The 17,276-nt window shown below is 72.6% G+C and carries 15 protein-coding genes, 1 tRNA gene and 1 pseudogene; 3 read left to right on the top strand and 14 right to left on the bottom strand.

What is annotated here, in order from left to right:
- Positions 1-35 precede the first annotated feature (35 nt).
- The 4 genes and pseudogenes from OG625_RS23375 to OG625_RS23360 all read right to left on the bottom strand — a co-directional run.
- Positions 36-221 (bottom strand): hypothetical protein, encoded by a 186-nt coding sequence (locus tag OG625_RS23375; RefSeq protein WP_329384501.1) that lies wholly within the window; start codon positions 219-221, stop codon positions 36-38.
- Positions 222-297: 76 nt separating this feature from the next.
- Positions 298-1,176 carry an SDR family oxidoreductase gene (locus tag OG625_RS23370; RefSeq protein WP_329384497.1) on the bottom strand — a complete coding sequence of 293 codons (879 nt, stop codon included), beginning with the start codon at positions 1,174-1,176 and terminating at the stop codon, positions 298-300.
- The gene (locus tag OG625_RS23365) at positions 1,173-2,096 is read right to left on the bottom strand and encodes an alpha/beta fold hydrolase (RefSeq protein WP_329384494.1); all 924 of its coding nucleotides are present in this window, start codon (positions 2,094-2,096) and stop codon (positions 1,173-1,175) included. The genes OG625_RS23370 and OG625_RS23365 overlap by 4 nt, the downstream gene beginning before the upstream one ends.
- Positions 2,097-2,404: 308 nt before the next feature.
- Positions 2,405-3,937: pseudogene (locus tag OG625_RS23360) on the bottom strand (flavin-containing monooxygenase); the annotation flags it as partial.
- A 149-nt stretch (positions 3,938-4,086) separates the two neighbouring features.
- On the opposite strand from OG625_RS23360, the gene OG625_RS23355 reads away from it, so the two are divergent.
- Positions 4,087-4,791 (top strand): MerR family transcriptional regulator, encoded by a 705-nt coding sequence (locus OG625_RS23355; RefSeq protein WP_329384491.1) that lies wholly within the window; start codon positions 4,087-4,089, stop codon positions 4,789-4,791.
- Here OG625_RS23355 and OG625_RS23350 read toward each other — a convergent pair.
- Complete coding sequence (locus OG625_RS23350) at positions 4,773-5,576, bottom strand: exodeoxyribonuclease III (protein ID WP_329384488.1); 804 nt, start codon at positions 5,574-5,576, stop codon at positions 4,773-4,775. The genes OG625_RS23355 and OG625_RS23350 overlap by 19 nt on opposite strands.
- Before the next feature lie 38 nt (positions 5,577-5,614).
- Between OG625_RS23350 and OG625_RS23345 the strand changes: the two genes are divergently transcribed.
- A complete protein-coding gene (locus OG625_RS23345) occupies positions 5,615-6,106 on the top strand; it encodes a GNAT family N-acetyltransferase (RefSeq protein WP_329384485.1) in 492 nt (163 codons plus the stop codon).
- 331 nt (positions 6,107-6,437) lie between these two features.
- Here OG625_RS23345 and OG625_RS23340 read toward each other — a convergent pair whose 3' ends face one another.
- A complete protein-coding gene (locus OG625_RS23340; RefSeq protein WP_329384482.1) occupies positions 6,438-7,844 on the bottom strand; it encodes a CoA transferase in 1,407 nt (468 codons plus the stop codon).
- Complete coding sequence (locus tag OG625_RS23335) at positions 7,841-8,446, bottom strand: TetR/AcrR family transcriptional regulator (RefSeq protein ID WP_329384479.1); 606 nt, start codon at positions 8,444-8,446, stop codon at positions 7,841-7,843. Before OG625_RS23335 ends, OG625_RS23340 begins: the two co-directional genes overlap by 4 nt.
- A 20-nt stretch (positions 8,447-8,466) precedes the next feature.
- Between OG625_RS23335 and OG625_RS23330 the strand changes: the two genes are divergently transcribed.
- Positions 8,467-8,919 (top strand): DUF6463 family protein, encoded by a 453-nt coding sequence (locus tag OG625_RS23330; RefSeq protein WP_329384476.1) that lies wholly within the window; start codon positions 8,467-8,469, stop codon positions 8,917-8,919.
- 315 nt (positions 8,920-9,234) lie between these two features.
- Here OG625_RS23330 and OG625_RS23325 read toward each other — a convergent pair whose 3' ends face one another.
- The 7 genes from OG625_RS23325 to glp all read right to left on the bottom strand — a co-directional run bounded on the left by OG625_RS23325 (position 9,235) and on the right by glp (position 17,273).
- The gene (locus OG625_RS23325) at positions 9,235-12,513 is read right to left on the bottom strand and encodes a hypothetical protein (protein WP_329384472.1); all 3,279 of its coding nucleotides are present in this window, start codon (positions 12,511-12,513) and stop codon (positions 9,235-9,237) included.
- Positions 12,514-12,784: 271 nt separating this feature from the next.
- Positions 12,785-12,858 (bottom strand) — tRNA-Ala (locus OG625_RS23320).
- A 78-nt stretch (positions 12,859-12,936) separates the two neighbouring features.
- Positions 12,937-13,986: a divisome protein SepX/GlpR gene (gene sepX / locus OG625_RS23315; RefSeq protein WP_329384469.1), complete on the bottom strand. Its 1,050-nt coding sequence runs from the start codon at positions 13,984-13,986 to the stop codon at positions 12,937-12,939.
- 168 nt (positions 13,987-14,154) lie between these two features.
- Positions 14,155-14,763 (bottom strand): GNAT family N-acetyltransferase, encoded by a 609-nt coding sequence (locus OG625_RS23310; protein ID WP_329384466.1) that lies wholly within the window; start codon positions 14,761-14,763, stop codon positions 14,155-14,157.
- Between the two features lie 17 nt (positions 14,764-14,780).
- Entirely contained in the window at positions 14,781-15,365 is a 585-nt protein-coding gene (locus OG625_RS23305) for a MogA/MoaB family molybdenum cofactor biosynthesis protein (RefSeq protein ID WP_443067753.1), read from the bottom strand.
- Entirely contained in the window at positions 15,362-15,841 is a 480-nt protein-coding gene (moaC, locus tag OG625_RS23300) for a cyclic pyranopterin monophosphate synthase MoaC (protein WP_329384463.1), read from the bottom strand. The genes OG625_RS23305 and moaC overlap by 4 nt, the downstream gene beginning before the upstream one ends.
- A gap of 73 nt (positions 15,842-15,914) precedes the next feature.
- Positions 15,915-17,273: a molybdotransferase-like divisome protein Glp gene (gene glp / locus OG625_RS23295; RefSeq protein ID WP_329384460.1), complete on the bottom strand. Its 1,359-nt coding sequence runs from the start codon at positions 17,271-17,273 to the stop codon at positions 15,915-15,917.
- Positions 17,274-17,276: the final 3 nt, after the last annotated feature.

Genomic DNA, 17,276 nt, shown 5'->3' with positions numbered 1-17,276 from the left:
CAGCAGTCAGGCCGTCAGCTCGGCTGCGCTGATCCTCAGGCGTCGAAGTCGTCGTCGAACCGGGCGCGGGCCGAGTCGGCCTGCTCCTGTCCCCGCTGCTTCGCCTGGTCGGCGGCCTGCGAGGAACGCTCGGAGGTTTCGTCCTTCGCCCCGCCGAGCTGCTCCTTCGCCTGCGCCGCGAGCCGCTCGGCCTTGTCCTGGAACTGGTCCTTGATACCCATGCTTTTCACTCCATGAGGGGTGTCGGTGGTTGGGCCTCGACCAGACTTGCACGGGAGGACAAAGCTCGCATTTTGATCAATGGCCCTGAGCACGCTCTTTCTCGTCGGCAGCCCCGCCGGCCCCCACAAGTCCCTTGGAAACACCGGCCAGTCGCGGTTCGAACCGCTTCATCTCGCGCTGTCCGACTGACGAGATGATCCCGGGCAGGTATCCGCGCACCCCCTGCATCCCGCGCAGCCACCACTGCGCGTACACGTGCGCCGAGCGGCGCTCGATGCCCGCCACGATCCGGTCGACGGCCGGGCCCAGCGGGTAGGTGCGGTTCGACGGCCACGGCAGCCGCTGCCGCAGCTCCTTCATGACCTCGTCCTGGTCGGCGCCGCGCACCATGTCGGTGTCGGTCCAGGAGAGGTAGCCGACGCCGACCTTGACGCCCTTGTAGCCGACCTCGGCGCGCAGACAGTGCGCGAAGGCCTCGACACCCGACTTGGAGGCGCAGTACGCGGTCATCATCGGGGCCGGGGTGATCGCGGCGAGCGAGGCGATCTGCAGGAAGTAGCCGCGGCTCTCCATCAGTACGGGCAGGAACGCGCGCGCCGTGACGGCCCCGCCGATGAGGTTGACCTCGATGACCCGGCGCCAGGCGTCGGGGTCGGAGTCGACGAACGGCCCGCCGGAGGCCACGCCCGCGTTGGCGACGACGATGTCGACCTTCCCGAAGCGCTGCTTGACCTCCTGCGCGACGCGCGCCATGGCCTCGTGGTCGGTGACGTCGGCGTACCAGTGGTCACTGTCGGTGTGCAGCCGCTCGGACACCTCCTTGAGGGCGTCCGGTTCCAGGCCGACGAGCGCGATCTTCGCGCCGCGCGCGGACAGCTTGCGGGCGAGCAGCTCGCCGACCCCGCGTGCGGCGCCGGTGACGACGGCGACCTGGCCTTCCAGATTCCTGCTCATCCCGTCTTCTCCTTCGTGTCCTTCACGTGTACGTCCACAAGCTCGCGTATCGCGTGGGTGACGGCCTCGGGGGCCTCGATCGGGGTCATGTGCCCCATGCCGGTCAGCTCCGTCAGCCCGACGCAGTTCGGCAGCGCGGCGGCCAGGCCGCGGGCGTGCACGATCGGGGTGAGCCGGTCGACGGTGCCGCCGATCACCGCCGTGGGCACGGTGAGCGCGGCCAGGTTCGCGTCGAGGTCGAGCCCCGCCAGCACCTCGGACCACGCGTGGCGCACCTTGGTCGGGCAGGCGTGCACGATCCGGGCGCACGCCTCGACCCGGTCGGGGGCGGATCCGGGGCCCATGGTGGCGTACTTGAGCACTTTCCGGGCGACGGGCGTGACCGGCCCGAGCGGGGCCCGGGAGCCGAGCACCGCACCGGTGATGCGGGTCCGCGCGCGCCCGGCGCGCAGCGGCAGCACCCGCGCCTCCTCGACCAGCCGGGAGCTGCCGGTGCTGCACAGCAGCGCGGCGGCGGCGTGCTCGGCGAACTCCGGCCGGCCGGCGGCCGCCATGATCGTCATCCCGCCCATGGAGTGCCCCGCGACGACCGCCCGCTCCCCGGGGGCCAGCGCGGCCCCGAGCACCGCGACGAGGTCGTCGGCGAGGGCGGTCGTACCGTGCGCGGCGCCGGCGGGGCTGCGGCCGTGCCCGCGCTGGTCGTAGGCGATGACCCGGTGCCCCTTGGCCAGCTCCCGCACCTGGGCGGCCCAGAAGGCGGTGGAACAGGTCCAGCCGTGAGCCAGCACCACGGCCGGCGCCCCGTCCTCCCCGTGCACCTCGACGTGCAACCGCGCCCCGTCGGCGGACACCGCGACAAGCTCCCGCCGCGCGACGGGCGGCGCGAAGGGCCCGGACCCGACATGCATCAACCGACTCACGCGGCCCCCTCCTCGGCACGAACCCCATCAGCCGGGCCGGAGCCCAACCCAGCCCCGCCGACATCCGAGCCCCCACCGGAGGCAAATCCAGCCCCGCCTGCGTTCGAGGCCCCGCCGGAGGCAAATCCAGCCCCGCCGGCGTTCGAGGCCCCGCCGGAGGCAAATCCAGCCCCGCCTGCGTTCGAGGCCCCGCCGGGGGCAAATCCAGCCTCGCCGGCGTTTGAGGCGCGGGGGCTCGGGGGCAGAGCCCCCGACAGCGGCGCCGCACCGGACCCCTCGGAGCCCGCCCGACGGCGCCCCGACTTCGCCGCGGCGGCAGCCGACACCGCGGGAGCCGACACCGAGGCAGCCACACCGGCCGGCTCCCGCTCCCGCACCCGTACGACCTCGTACTCGGCAAGGTCGACCTGCCGGGTCTCCTTCCGGAACTCCCCCGTCGTCCCCGGCCACACCGTGGTGTTGCGCCCCTGCGCGTCCAGGTACCAGCTGGTGCAGCCGCCGGTGTTCCACACCGTCCGCTCCATCCGCGTCTGCACCTGCCGGTTCCACTGGTTCACCGCCGACGGCCGCGCCGCCAGCGCGACCCTGCCCCCCAGCACGCCGAGCTGCCGCAGGTAATCCGCCATGTAGTTCAGCTGCGACTCGATCATCAGGATCATCGAGCTGTTCCCCAGCCCGGTGTTCGGGCCGATGATCGTCATCCAGTTGGGGAAGCCGGCCGCGGTCGCCCCGCGCAGCGCCTGCATCCCGTCCTTCCAGGCGTCCGCGAGGGTCTGGCCCTCCGCGCCCACCACCCGGTCGGCGATCGGCATGTCCGTGACGTGGAAGCCCGTACCGAAGACGATCGCGTCGACCTCGGTCTCGGTCCCGTCGGCGGCGACCAGCACCGAGCCGCGGATCTCCTTCAAACCGGAGGCGACCAGGTCCACATTCGGCCTCGCCAGGGCCGGGTAGTACTCGCTCGACAGCAGGATCCGCTTGCAGCCGATCCGGTACGAGGGCGTCAGCTTGGCCCGCAGCGCAGGGTCCTTGATCGAACGGGCCATGTTGGCCTTGGCGAGCGACTCGATCAGCCCGAGCTGGTTCGGCCGCTTGGTGAAGGCGCTGACCTGGAGCTCCCGGATCCCCCACAGCAGCCCGCGCCGCGCCGCCCGGGTGAAGGGCAGCTGGCGGTGCAGCCAGCGCTCCACGGCGGTGATGGCCCGGTCGGTGCGCGGCATGACCCACGGCGGGGTCCGCTGGAACAACGTCAGCCGCTCCACCTCGGGGGCGATGGCGGGCACGATCTGGATGGCGGAGGCACCCGTACCGATCATGGCGACGCGCTTGCCGGCGAGGTCGTAGTCGTGGTCCCAGCGCGCGGAGTGGAAGACCTTGCCGGGGAACTCGGCGAGCCCCGGGATCTCCGGCATCTTCGGGTCGGACAGCGGCCCCGTCGCGGAGACGACGACATCGGCGGTCAGCTCGCCGGCCGAGGTCTCGATCTCCCAGCGCAGCTCGTCCGCGTCCCACCGCATCATCCGGACCTCGTGGTTCAGCCGGATGTGCCGGCGCAGCCCGAAGGTGTCGGCGACGTGCTCCAGGTACTCCCGGATGGCCGGCTGCCCGGAGAAGGTGCGGGGCCAGTCCGGGTTGGGCGCGAAGGAGAAGGAGTACAGGTGGGAGGGCACGTCGCAGGCGCACCCCGGGTAGCTGTTGTCGCGCCAGGTCCCGCCCACCGAGTCGGCCCGCTCCAGTACGACGAAGTCGGTGATCCCCTCGCGCCGCAACCGCACGGCCGCACCGAGTCCGCCGAAACCGGACCCGATCACCGCCACCCGCACGTGCTCGCGCTTGCCCACCCCACCAGCCATGCCGCCCATGCCGCCGCCTTCCGCATCTGCAACACTGCCAGCAATCACTGGCACAATCGGGAGAGTAGAGCAGGCCCGTACTCATGGGTAGGGGTCGCGCGCGGAAAGTTACCGGCAGTACGCCATAGGCTGCGCCCGTGGCGAAGGACGAGACGGAAGCAGACACAGTGCGTGAGTACCGTACGGAGGAACTGGCCGAGGCGGCCGGCATCCCCGTCCGGACCCTGCGCTTCTACCGCGAGCGCAAACTGCTCCCGCCGCCGCGCCGCGAGGGCCGGATCGCCTGGTACGACGATCACCACCTCGCCCGGCTGCGCACCATCGCCGCCCTGCTGGAGCGCGGCCACACCCTCGGCGGCATCGCCGAGCTCACCGCCGCCTTCGAGAGCGGCCGCGACGTGGGCCAGCTCGGCGAGCTGCTCGGCATCGGCTGGTCGGAGGAAACGCCCGTCCGCCTCTCCCCCGAGGCCCTGGCCGACTACTTCGAGGGCGAGGTCACCCCGGAGAACCTGGCCGCCTCGCTCGACCTCGGCTACCTGGCCGTCGACGGGGACGCCATCGTGCACGTGAGCCGGCGCCTGCTCGACGTCTCCTCGGCCCTGGTCCGCGAGGGCGTCCCGCTGGCGGCCGTCCTGGAGACCGGCCGCCAGGTCCGCGCGCACGCGGACGCGATGGCGGCCCTCTTCACGGAGCTCATCGCCGCCCACATACCGGGCGAGGACGCCCCGACCCGGCTGCGCCCGCTGGCGAAGAGCGTGGTCGAGGCCGAACTCACGATGGCGATGGACCGCCTGCTGGCCTCGCCCCCGACCCCGCCCGCGGCTCAGACCCCGAGCTCGTAGACCACCGTCACCGGCGCGTGGTCGGACCACCGCTCGGGGTGCGTCTCGGCCCGCTCCACGAAGGCCTTCACGGCCTTCGCGGCCAGCCCCGGGGTCGCCACCTGGAGGTCGATGCGCCAGCCGGCGTCGTTGTCGAAGGCCCGCCCGCGGTAGGACCACCAGGAGTAGGGCCCCTCGGTGTCCGGGTGCAGCGCGCGCACGACGTCCACGTACCCCGCCTCCCCGTACACCTTCCCGAGCCACTCGCGCTCCTCGGGCAGGAAGCCGGCGTTCTTCCGGTTCGTCTTCCAGTTCTTGAGGTCGGCTTCCTCGTGGCAGATGTTCCAGTCGCCGCACACCACGACCTCACGCCCGTCGGCGGCGGCCCGTACCTTCAGCTCCTCCAGGTACGTGCGGAACTCCCCCATGAACCGGTACTTCTCGTCCTGCTTCTCGGTCCCGGCCTCTCCGGAGGGCAGGTAGAGGCTGGCCACGGTCACGCCGGGCAGATCGATCTCCACGTACCGCCCGCTGCCGTCGAACTCTTCGCTCCCGAATCCGACCTGCACCCGCTCGGGCTCCCGACGCGTGTACAGCGCGACCCCGGCCCGCCCCTTGGCGGCGGCCGGCGCGAACACGGTGTGCCACCCCTCGGGCTTCCGGACCTCCTCCGGAATCTGCCCTTCCTCGGCCCGCACCTCCTGCAGGCAGACGACATCGGCGTCGGAGCCTTCCAGCCACGGCCCGAAGCCCTTCTTGGCGGCGGCGCGGATTCCATTTACGTTCACGGAGGTCACGATGAGCATCACAGCACCATAGCCGGAGCGTTCCGTACGATGTCCGGATGTCTCACGGGATCCAGCTCCGCACCGCGCCGTACGACCACCCGGACGCGGTCAAGCTCAACGACCAGGTACAGCTCGAATACCGGGTGCGGTACGACGGCGAGGGTGATGAAACGTTCCTCGACCCGACGATGTTCGAGCCGCCGCGGGGTCTCTACCTGCTCGCGTACGACGCCTCGGGCAGCCCGATAGCGAGCGGCGGCTGGCGGAGCCAGGAGGAGAACGACGAGGGCTACTCGGACGGCGACGCCGAGCTGAAGCGCATGTACGTCGTCCCGGAGGCCCGCGGCCTGGGCCTGGCCCGCCGCATCCTGGCCACCCTGGAGGACGACGCCCGCGCGGCGGGCCGCACCCGCATGGTCCTCGAAACGGGCGACCAGCAGCCGGAGGCGATCGCCCTGTACCTCTCCTCGGGCTACACGATGTCCCCCAAGTTCGGCTTCTACCGCTTCCACGACTCGAGCCGCTGCATGGCAAAGCCGCTCAACTAGGCCCCGGGCCCCACCCAGCCCCACCGGGCAACATCCAGCCCCTCCGGCGCTTGAGGAGTGGGGGTCCCCCCGGACGGAGTCTGGGGGAGGGCCTGGGGCAGAGCCCCAGCAACGGCGCCGCACCCTCCCACCTCACCTGGGCCACATCCACCCCACCTGGGCCACATTCAGCCCCTCCGGCGCTTGAGGAGTGGGGGTCCCCCCGGACGGAGTCTGGGGGAGGGTCCGGGGCGGAGCCCCAGGCCGCCGCGCAGCGGCATCTTCAGCCTCGCCGGCGTTTGAGGCGCGGGGTCCTGGGGCAGCGCCCCCGGCAACGGCGCCGCACCCCCACCTACCCCCGCGGGAGCCAGACGGCCGCGTCCCCGCCCCAGCGCGACGGCCCCCGCGCCCAATCCCCGAAGGGACTCGCGGCGTACCGCAGCCCCCCGTACCCCGAGTCCACCTCCCGCAGCCACCCCCCGGCCGAGTACCCGCCACCGGCATCGGCACCGGCACCGGCACCGGCACCGGCAGAACCCTCACCCGCCCCCAACCCCCGCACCAGCCACGACCCCGTCCCGGCGAGGGAGAACCGCAGCCCCCGCCCACCCCCCTCCGCCAGCGCCCTCAGCACACCGGCCGCCACGAGGTACCCCGTCCCGTGGTCCAGCGCCTGCGCCGGCAGCGCCCCGGGCACACCCCGCGGCACACCCCCCGCCCCCGCACAGCGCGCAGCGATCCCGTACCCCGCCTGCACCAACGAGTCGAACCCCCTCCGCCCCGCCCACGGGCCCCACCCCCGCCACCCCCACGCGCACAGCTCGGCCACCACCAGCCCCGGCCGCCGCTCCAGCAGCTCCGCCGCGCCCAGCCCGTACCGCTCCAGCGCTCCCGGCCGGTATCCCGACACCACCACGTCGGCCTCGGCCAGCAGCCCCTCGAACACCGCCCGGTCCCCCGGCTCCGCCAGGTCCAGCAGCGCCGACCGCTTCCCGAAGCCTGTGTCCGCGTACGCGTCGTCCGCTTCGGGCAACCCCGGCGGGTCGATCCGCAGCACGTCCGCGCCCAGCAGCCCGAGCGTCCGCGTGGCCACCGGCCCGGCTATGACCCGGGTCAGGTCCAGCACCCGCACCCCGGCCGCGGGCCGCCCGACGGGGGCCGGCCCGAGCCGCCGACCCCGAGCGCCTGATTCCCGTACGGGCTCCACCAGCGGCTGCGGCTCCCCGTACGCCTCGGCCACCGCGACGGCCAGCCCGCCCTCCGCGTACACCGCCTCCTGCACCTCGACGGCCGGCCGCCCCGAAACCGCCGCCCGCAGCGCCTCCGGCGTCGCGGCCGGCAGCCCCAGCCCGCGCACCAGCGCCGCCTCGTGATGCGGGTAGTTGGCATGCGTACGCACCCACCCGCCGTCCGCCGCCTGCCAGAAGCCGGACAACGGCGCGAAGCTCACCGGCGCCCGCCCCTGCACCCGCAGGTGCCGCTCGCTGACGAACGCCGTCGCGACCGCGCCCTCGTCCACCACGAGCGGAGCCACGTCACCCGCCCCGCCACCGGCCCGTACGGCGGCCAGCTCGGCCGCCGCCAGCGCGCACACCCCGACCGTGGACCGCGCCAACTCGTCCACCGGGAGCGGCCCTTCCCCCAGGTCCCCGACCCCCCTGTACCGCACGCGCCCCGCCAGCTCCGGCGCCCCGCCGAGGGCCGCCCACGCCTGGGCCGTCCCGCCAACCCGCCCAACCCCATCAACGACGTTCGTCATGAACCCCATTCTGCGATCCCGGCCACGACCATCGAGGCGACACCCGGCGCCAGGGCCGGGTCAGGCGGCATGGCCAGCAGGAACACCCAGGCGAAGACGGTGCCCAGCACGGCGGCATGAACCATCGCGGGGTCCGGCATCACAGCCAACTCACCCCGTTCAAGAGCCCGTTCCAACAGCCCCACCACCACCGTCCGCTCCCCGGCGATGAAGGTCTCCTGGAAGCGCGCCGCGATCTCGGGCTGCTGCTTCAAGTCGGCGAGCAGACCGGGGGTCACGGCGGAAACGACAGGGTCGGAGAAGGTCCCGAGCACCAGAGTGGCGAGCGCGGTGAGATCTCCGAGCAGCGTCCCCGTATCCGGCAGCGGCTCCGGCTCACCCCCGTGCACGAGCACGGAGAAGACCATTTCGCCGCGCGAGGCGTGGCGCCGGTAGATGGCCGCCTTGCCCACGCGCGCCTTGGCGGCCACGGCGTCCATGGTCAGCGCGGCGTACCCCACTTCCGGGACCAACTCGCGTACGGCGTCACGGATCGCGTCGTCCACCCGGCTGTCACGCGGCCGGCCGGTGGTTTGTTTCGCGGGTTGCTTCGAAGGCTCCACAGGGTCCATCATACGGAACTATGAGTATCGGAACTGCAAGTACCGTAAGTACTCCGCCCACCACCACGCCCTCGGCCCGGGCCCGGACCCTGACCATCTGGGCGGGACGCAGCACCGTAGCCATCGGCATGGCCCACCTCGCCGTCTTCGTCCCCCAGACCTGGTCGAGCTGGGGCGACTGGCTCACCGGCCGACTGCACGGCCCGGCCGCCATCGAGGACCCCGCCAACGCCGACTCGCTCCTCCTCTTCTGGGCCCTGCCCGGCAGCTTCACCGTCCCGCTGATCCTGCTCGGCCTGCTGCTCGTCCGGATGGCCCGCACCGGCCAGGAGGTCCCGCGCTACGTGCCCTGGACCCTGGCGGCATGGGTCCTCGTCGGCGGCTGGATCCTCGTACCCTCCGGCTTCCCCCTGGGACTCGTCCCGGCCACCCTGCTCCTCCTCGCGCACCGCGCACGTCCGGCACGCGCCTAAGACGACCGGACGAGAACCTGGCCGCGGTGCACCTCGGCCTGACCCCGGAACAGCGCAATAGCTCGATGCGGCGCACTGACCACCGGGCGGCTCGGCCCGGAAACGACGGAATCCCGTCCGATCGAAGCGATCGGACGGGATTCCGCACGGTGTTCCATGCTGCTCTGCCTTCTGCTTCCGCACCTTGGTCAGGCTGCGGTACGAGCGGCAACCGCTTTTACTGCAGGGGCAATTGAGCCGGCCCGTCGCTGCCTCCGTGCCGAGTCCGTACTCGGCGTGGAGGCAGCGTCCGGGCTCAAGCCACGGATCTTCCGGTCAGCCGAGGTAGCCGAAGAGGTCGACGATCACATGCGCGGAGCCCCAACCGCTGTTGGCGAACTCCACCTTGCCGTCGGCGCCCACCGGCACCGTCACCAGGTTGGCCACGGTGCTGCCGGTCGTCCAGTTGAGGTTGGACGAGCCGGGACGGGTGGCGCCCGAGGGCCACGCGGTCAGGTAGCCGTCGGACTTCGGCTCGGTCACCGTCACGTTCAGCACGACCGCCTTGGCACGCCCGAGTTCCCGGCTTCCTGAGAGGTCCAGCACGGTGCTCGCGCCCGCGGGCACCGCGCCGGTGGTCCGGGTGTCGAACATGCGCTTGGGACCGGCGGTGTGGAAGGTGCCGCCGGCCGGGTCGTCGGAGTAGTAGCCGAAGACGTCGGCGACCAAGTGGGCACTGTTCCAGCTGCCGTTGAACAGCTTCACCTTGCCGTCCGCACCGACCGGGACCACCACGTGGTTGGGTACGGTCTGGCCCGCCGTCCAGTTGAGGCTGGACGTGTTCGGCCGTTCGCTGCCCGACGGCCACGCCGTCAGGTACCCGCGGTCCTTCGCGTCCGTCACGGTCAGGTTCAGCACGACGGCTTTGACGCCGCTCTGCGGGACACCGCCACGACCCGCGACCTGCAGCGACACCTCGCCACTGGCCGGCACCGGAGTGGTTCCCGGCCGGCCCAGCGCCTCCCGCGAGTCCAGCAGCCGTGCCGGGCCCGCCGGGGTGAAGGTGCTGCCGCCGGCATCCGCGGAGTAGTAGCCGAAGACGTCGGCGATCAGGTGCGCCGTGCCCCAGCCCGCGTTGCGCAGGTTCACCTTGCCGTCCTCACCCACCGCCACCACGACCTGGTTCGGTACGGTTCGCCCGGTCGTCCAGTTGAGGTTGGAGGAGTCCGGCCGCGTGGTGCCCGACGGCCAGGCGGTCACGTAGCCGTCGGACTTCGTGTCGGTCACGGTCACGTTCAGCACGACCGCCTTCACCCCGGACTGCGGCACCCCTCCCCGGCCCGCGACCTGCAGCGACACCTCGCCGCCGGCCGCCACCGGATGGGTCCCGGGACGGCCGAGGGCCTCGCGGGTGTCCAGCAGTCGTGCCGGGGAGAGCGCGGTGAAGCGGTCGCCGGCCTGGGGGGCCGGGATGCCGTTGTTGGCGACGTGGATGCGCTGCCCGTCGGCGTCGGTCCAGACGATGTTCGCGCCGGTGCGGTCGACGGCCCAGGACCGGTTCGGCTGACGGAAGGACTTCCATTCCTGACCCTCGGCGAGCGTGCGGACCTGCACGGTGTTCTCGCCGCCGGAGGTCTTGATGCCGTCGTGGAAGTCGAGCAGCAACAGCCGGCCGGTGGCCCGGTCCTGGCGTACCAGATAGCCGTCGCCGAGGAGGGACTCCCGGCCCCAGGTCACGTCGGACCAGCCGACGGTCTGCACCGGCACCGAGAGGGTCTGGCGGGTCACCGTGTCGTACACACCGCTGGTGCGCACCGTGCCCTGGTTGTCCTGGCAGCCCCAGCTGACGAAGCGCCCGACGGCCTCCAGCAGCGTGGCCGGGCACGGCGTGGTGAAGGTGCCGCGGTCCAGCACGCCCCGCACGTCGGTGGCGTAGACGGTGGTGTCGCCCTCCTTCGAAGTCCACAGCGTGTCGCCCTGTACGGCGACGCCCGTCGCCCGCGTCTGGAACACCTGGGCACGGGTGTCGAGATCGCCGACGATCACCGGGTGGTTGGACGTGAAGTTGCCGTACGCGGTCTGGGCGAGCACCACGTAGCGGCCCGAGGCGTCCGCGGTCTGCAGCCCGTTGACGTCACCGGTGGGTACGGTGCCGGCCCATTCCCGGCTGCCGGTTTTGCGGATGACGGCCGCATTCCTGGTCACCGGCTCGTGCTCCAGGTAGCGGCCGTCCCCGGTGGACCGGAGGCCGACGCAGCCGGCGTTGAAGCTGTAGCAGTTGCTGATGGAGTGCGTGCCGTCGAGGGTCTCGAAGGTCTTCACCGGGGTCGCGTCGTTCGAGACCCGGTAGCTGCGGTACGCGCCGGTGATGTCGCCCGGCTGGAACTGGACGGTGTCGGAGGCGGCGGTGAGCACGCCACCACCGATCGACAGGCCGAAGACGGTGGCGGGTGCCGGGGGGACGGCCGCCAGCCGGGCCGACAGCGGCTTGGCGGTACCGTCCGCGGTGATCCGGTGGACGGCGGTTTCCGGCTGGGTTCCGTACGCGGGGGCCTTCGGGCTGCCGACCGCGATGAGCGATCCGTCCGGCGCGGGCAGCAGCTGGCTGTCGGCGAACTCCAGCAGGTACTCGATGATTCCGGAGGTCGATCCGAGGGGCGCGAAGCTCAGCGGACGACCCCGGTTGTCACCGGAGGTTCCCGCAGTGGGCTCGGTGCTGAGCAGCCAGTTGCCGAGCAGCCGCAGCTCGCCGCCCATCGGGTTGAAGTACGTGGAACTCAGCACGGTCTGCGGCTGCGCCCGGTCCAGCACGTCCACCATGTTCTGGTCGCCGGTGCGCAGCACCGCGCCCTTGGCCAGCCGGAAGGTGTGCGAGAACTCGAACTCCCCCTCGTCCGGCAGTGGGGTGGTCTGCCCCGTCACGACGTCCACGAGGACGGAGTGGCTGAGGTTGTCCAGGCGGTGACGCAGGATCAGCGAGTTCTGGTCGCCGTCGTGCACCGAGGTCGCGAGGACCGCGTCGGCGGGCAGCGCCACCTTGGTGCGGACCGTGGAGCCACCGTCGAGCCGGTTCAGGTACCAGCCGGTGACGGTGGAGCCGCTGCCCTCGAAGGTCAGCACGGTGCGCCCGTACGTCCCGTAGTAGGTCTGCCCTGCCGGGATCGCGACGGTGCCGAGTGCCACCGGCCGGCCGGTGGCCAGGTCGTACAGGTCGACCTTGGCGGGAGCCTGCCCCGTGGCCGCCGTGTGGATCGCCGCGGTGTCGGAGGAGGTTCCGTAGCGGTGGTCGGGGGTTCCCCTGTAACCGCCTGCGGGCTCGCCGCCGTCCAGGTTCCCGCTGACCGGGGCGGGCAGCCGCAGACCGGTGTCGGTGGTGGCGCCGGTGTCGTACCGGGTCCACAGCAACCGGTCGCTGCCTTCACGGGCGTGCAGCAGGCCGGTGTCGCCCGCCACGAAGAGCTGGTCCCTGGCCGGGAGACCCCGCGGGGCCGCGGGCAGCACCAGCTCGGCGGGGGCGCCGGCAGCCGGGGCGGCGACAGCTTCGGGCAGGGCCACGGTCAGTGACGCGGCGCCGGTGACCAGGGCCAGCGTGGCGGCTCCCAGCCCTCGGCGCATGCGCAACGATCGTCGTAGCGTCGGGTCCACGAACACCCTCTCAGGCGAGTACAGGGAGAGGGGGACGCCGCAGTACCGGCCCCGTGCAGCCGCTCTCGCGGGCCGGTCGGCCTGGCTCCTCGACTCGGTCCCCCTCCGAATCGTGTCGGAGCATAACAACGCCGATCGCCCGTCCGCACAGGAGTTCCCACAAACGCCGAGATCCCGCCCGGTCTTTCGACCGGACGGGATCTCGGGACGTTCACGAGAGCTACTCGCGAACTGTCGTTTGTGGACCTGTGGGGATTTGAACCCCAGACCCCCTCGATGCGAACGAGGTGCGCTACCAGACTGCGCCACAGGCCCTTGCGACGTGTGAAACATTAGCATCCCCGCGCGGGTGCTCCAAAACGCGTATCCCGGAGCGTCCGTGCAGGTCACCGATCACTCGTTCGCGGCGCGCGGGCGGTCGTCGCTCTCGTACTGGTCGAACAGCGGCGTGCGGCCGCGGCCCTGGCCGCGGGGGCGCGGGGTCGACGACTGGGGCTTCGCGTCCGGCTTCGGGGTCGGGGGCTGCGGCTGGGCGCGCAGGCGGGGTTCCGTCGGTTCGGCCGTGCTGGAGCGGGTCGCGCTCCAGGCGTCCGGGGTCGCGGGGCCGGTGGCGCGGGGGGCCACGGGGGCCGTCACGTACGTCGGCAGCGGGACCGGGACCGGCTCCCAGCTGTCACCGCGCGCGGGGCCGCGCTCGCGCTCGCGCTGCTGGTCCACCCACTCGGCGTGGTCGGTCTGCTCGACCAGCGCGCGCCGCCCGGCTTCCTGCGGGGAGACCGGTGGCGCGGGGTCCGGGTCGGTGCCCGCCGGCGCGCTCTCCTCGGAGGGGCCCCGGCGCGGGCGGTTCTCCCTCAGGTGGCGCGCGGCCGCCTCGGCGCGGCGCCGGTCCATCGTGAACTCGTAGCGGCGCCGCTCCTGGACCCTCAGGTGCACGATGTACGTGCTCAGGAGCAGGGCGGGCACGGCCGGGGCCCAGAGGTAGCGCAGGCCGCCCACCGCTGCGACGACCGCACCGAGGGTGAAGACGAGGAAGAGGAGCGCGGTGGTGCGCCGGCGGCGCGCGAGGACCTGGAGGCGCTGTTCGCGCCGGGCCCGCTCCGCGCGGTGTTCCCGTTCGGCAGCGGCAGCGGCCGGTCTCGGCTCCGCCCTGGTCGGGGGTACGACGAAGGCCCGGGCGTCGGCGTCGACGGAATCGACCGTTTCCGTCACCGCGTCCGGGTCCGCGTGGGGCTGGGGCTCCGCCTCTTCGTCACCGCGCTCACGCAGCCCCTTGGCGTAACGGCGCTCCATTCCCGCCCGGCCGGAAAGCAGCCGAATGGCAGTGGAGAAGCGTTCCGTCGGACGGGCTTCGTTCAGCTCGTCCTGCCTCCGGAGCCACATGGGCACCAAGTAGGCGGCCCAGGCCCCGACAATGACTGCGTAGATGAGGCCGCTGCTGCTCACACCTCATACCGTAGAGGGGCGCGGGCGGGGGGATCGGCCAATTGGGCCGGTGTGTCGCGCGATCTCGCTGATATCACGGACTTTTTTTGTGATTCTTCGGATCAGGTTATGGGCGAATCGGTTCGAGGGGGCGCGCGAGGCCCTTAAATCGAACGGATAATCGATTATCTATTTCGGCGGGGACTGTGCCTGACGGGCCCGGTGCCAACGGCGCAGCAGCCCCTCCGGCACCTCCTCCGCCGTGACCGCGTAGACGAGGTGGTCGCGCCAGGCGCCGTCGATGTGCAGGTAGCGCGGGCGCAGCCCCTCCTCGCGCAGGCCCAGCTTCTCCACGACCCGGCGGCTCGGCCCGTTCTCGGGGCGGATGCACACCTCGATCCGGTGCAGTCCGACCATCCCGAAGCAGTGGTCCACGGCGAGCGCGACCGCCGTCGGCATCACGCCGCGGCCCGCCACGTCGCGGTCCACCCAGTAGCCGACGTGGGCCGCGCACATCGAGCCCCAGGTGATCCCGGCGACCGTGAGCTGGCCGACCAGCCGGCCCTGGTACTCGATGACGAAGGGCAGCATCCGGCCCGCGTTCGCCTCCGCCCGCAGGTGGCGGACCATCTGACGGTACGTCGGCCGCTGGATCACCGGCCCCCACGGGGCGGGCGGCGGGATCGTGGCCTCCCACGGCCGCAGCCAGTCCCGGTTGCGGCGGTTGACCTCGCGCCAGGCCTTCTGGTCCCGCAGTTTTATCGGCCGGAGCGTGACGTCGCCGTCCTTCAGGACCACCGGCCAGGTGGGGCCGTTCAGCTCGTGCTCCCGGAGGGTTGTGCCGGGCTGGCGTGGTCACCGCCGCGGATCTGGTCCACGGCGTGCGGCAGGATCCGGGCCAGGACGGCGAGGCCGTCGCGCACCCCGCCCGTGGAGCCCGGCAGGTTGACGATCAGGGTGTGTCCGGCGACGCCCGCCAGGCCGCGGGACAGCGCCGCGGTCGGCACCTTCGCCAGGCCCTCGGCGCGGATGGCCTGCGGGATGCCCGGTACCTCGTAGTCGAGGACCCGCGCGGTGGCGTCGGGGGTGCGGTCGGTGGGCGAGATGCCGGTGCCGCCGGTGGTCAGGATGACGTCGTAGCCCGCGGCCACGCCCTCGCGCAGCGCCTGCTCGACCGGATCGCCGTCCGGGACGACCCGCGGGCCGTCCACGGTGAAACCGAGCTTCTCCAGCGCCTCGGCGAGCAGCGGACCGCCCTTGTCGGCGTACACGCCCTGCGAGGCCCGGTTGGAGGCGGTGACGACCAGGGCCCTGCCCGTGGAAGCGGGTGCGGCCGGCTCAACGGGGTCGGCGGGACCGTGACTGTGGCTGTGGACCTCGCCGCCGCGCGGGGCGTTCACGAGCGCGCCCAGTCGCCGGACTTGCCGCCCGTCTTCTCCTCCACCCGGACGTCCGTGATGACGGCGCCCTTGTCGACGGCCTTCACCATGTCGATCACGGTGAGTCCGGCGACCGCGACGGCGGTGAGCGCCTCCATCTCGACGCCCGTGCGGTCGGTCGTCTTGACGGTGGCGAGGATCTCGACGGCGTCGTCGGCGACCTTCAGGTCGACCTTCACTCCCGAGACGGCCAGCGGGTGGCAGAGCGGGATCAGGTCGGGGGTCTTCTTCGCACCCATGATCCCGGCGATCCGCGCCGTCGCGAGGGCGTCGCCCTTGGGGACGCCCTCGCCGCGCAGCAGCTCGATCACCCGGGGGGAGACCAGTACCCGGCCGCTGGCGCGGGCCGTCCGGGTGGTGACGTCCTTCTCGGAGACGTCGACCATCCGGGCCGCGCCGGCCTCGTCGATGTGGGTCAGCCTGCTGTGGGTACTCATTGCTGTGCCGCTCCGCTCTGGGCCCGCGCGGGGCCTGTGTGGTGCGACACACGCTACCCGCACCGGCCGTACTTCAGCCGAGCAGGACCACTTCCAGCTCGGTCCCGGACTCCACCGAGGTGACGTCCTCCGGTACGACGATCAGCGAGTCGGCGTGGGCCAGCGCGGCGATCAGGTGGGAGCCCGATCCGCCGACCGGGCTGACCGTGCCGCTGTCCGCGTCGTACTTCCCGCGCAGGAACTGGCGGCGGCCGGCCGGGGAGCCGAGCGCCTTGTCGGCCTCCAGCACCGCCCGCACGACGGGCCGGCGCACCTCGGAATCCGGCAGGCCCATGAGGGCCCGGATGGCGGGGCGCACGAAGAGCTCGAAGGAGACGTACGAGGACACCGGGTTGCCGGGCAGGGCCAGCAGCGGGGTGTGGTCCGGGCCGATGGTGCCGAAGCCCTGCGGCTTGCCGGGCTGCATGGCGAGCTTGCGGAAGTCCATCCGGCCGCCGTCCACGGCCTCGCCGTCGGCGCCCTCGCCCAGGGCGACCGAGGACAGCGCCTCCTTGACCACGTCGTACGCGCCGACGCTGACCCCGCCCGTGGTGACGAGCAGGTCGGCACGGATCAGCTGGTCCTCGATGGTGGAGCGCAGGGTGTCGGCGTCGTCCGCGACGGCCCCGACCCGGTAGGCGATGGCCCCGGCGTCCCGCGCGGCCGCGGCCAGCGCGAAGCTGTTGGAGTCGTAGATCGTTCCGGCGGCCAGCGCCTCGCCCGGCTGGACCAGCTCGCTGCCGGTGGAGAGGACGACCACGCGCGGCCTGGGCCGCACCCGGACGGTGCCGCGGCCGATGGCGGCGAGCAGGGCGATCTGCGGCGGGCCGAGCACCGTGCCCGCGGCCAGCGCGAGGTCCCCGGCCTGTACGTCACTGCCGCGCGAGCGGACGTGCGCCCGCGCCTCGGCCGCGCGGTGCACCCGTACCTCGCCGGCCGCACCCTCGGGGGCGGCACTGGCCGGGGTCATCCCGGCGGCCGCGCCCCCGCCCGTACCGCCGTCGGTCCACTCGACCGGTACGACGGCTTCCGCGCCGGGCGGGAGCGGGGCGCCGGTCATGATGCGGGCGGCCTCGCCGGGGCCGACTGCACCGCCATCGGGTAGCCCACCACTGCCCGCCGCGACGTCCCCGACGACCGTCAGCACCGCGGGGAACTCCTCGCTCGCACCCTGGACGTCGGCCACCCTGACGGCATAGCCGTCCATGGAGCTGTTGTCGAAGGGCGGGAGGGCGACGGGCACGGTGACGTCCTCGACCAGGACACAGCCCTGGGCGTCCAGCAGCTGGAGCTCGATGGGCTCCAGCGGGCGGATCGCGGCGAGGACGTCCGCGAGGTGCTCGTCCACGGACCACAGACGGTGGCCGGTGTCCTGCGGTGCGGAACTGCTCAAGGT

The organism is Streptomyces sp. NBC_01351, assembly GCF_036237315.1.
GTDB lineage: Bacteria > Actinomycetota > Actinomycetes > Streptomycetales > Streptomycetaceae > Streptomyces.
The sequence above is the reverse complement of the archived record's forward strand: the minus strand, read 5'-3'. Positions and strand labels throughout refer to the sequence as shown.

Coding starts and splice junctions, on each gene's coding strand:
- OG625_RS23375 (WP_329384501.1), bottom strand. CDS start 221: ATGGGTATCAAGGACCAGTTCCAGGACAAGGCCGAGCGGCTCGCGGCG.
- OG625_RS23370 (WP_329384497.1), bottom strand. CDS start 1,176: ATGAGCAGGAATCTGGAAGGCCAGGTCGCCGTCGTCACCGGCGCCGCA.
- OG625_RS23350 (WP_329384488.1), bottom strand. CDS start 5,576: ATGCTCATCGTGACCTCCGTGAACGTAAATGGAATCCGCGCCGCCGCC.
- OG625_RS23345 (WP_329384485.1), top strand. CDS start 5,615: ATGTCTCACGGGATCCAGCTCCGCACCGCGCCGTACGACCACCCGGAC.
- OG625_RS23340 (WP_329384482.1), bottom strand. CDS start 7,844: ATGACGAACGTCGTTGATGGGGTTGGGCGGGTTGGCGGGACGGCCCAG.
- OG625_RS23330 (WP_329384476.1), top strand. CDS start 8,467: ATGAGTATCGGAACTGCAAGTACCGTAAGTACTCCGCCCACCACCACG.
- OG625_RS23325 (WP_329384472.1), bottom strand. CDS start 12,513: ATGCGCCGAGGGCTGGGAGCCGCCACGCTGGCCCTGGTCACCGGCGCC.
- moaC (WP_329384463.1), bottom strand. CDS start 15,841: ATGAGTACCCACAGCAGGCTGACCCACATCGACGAGGCCGGCGCGGCC.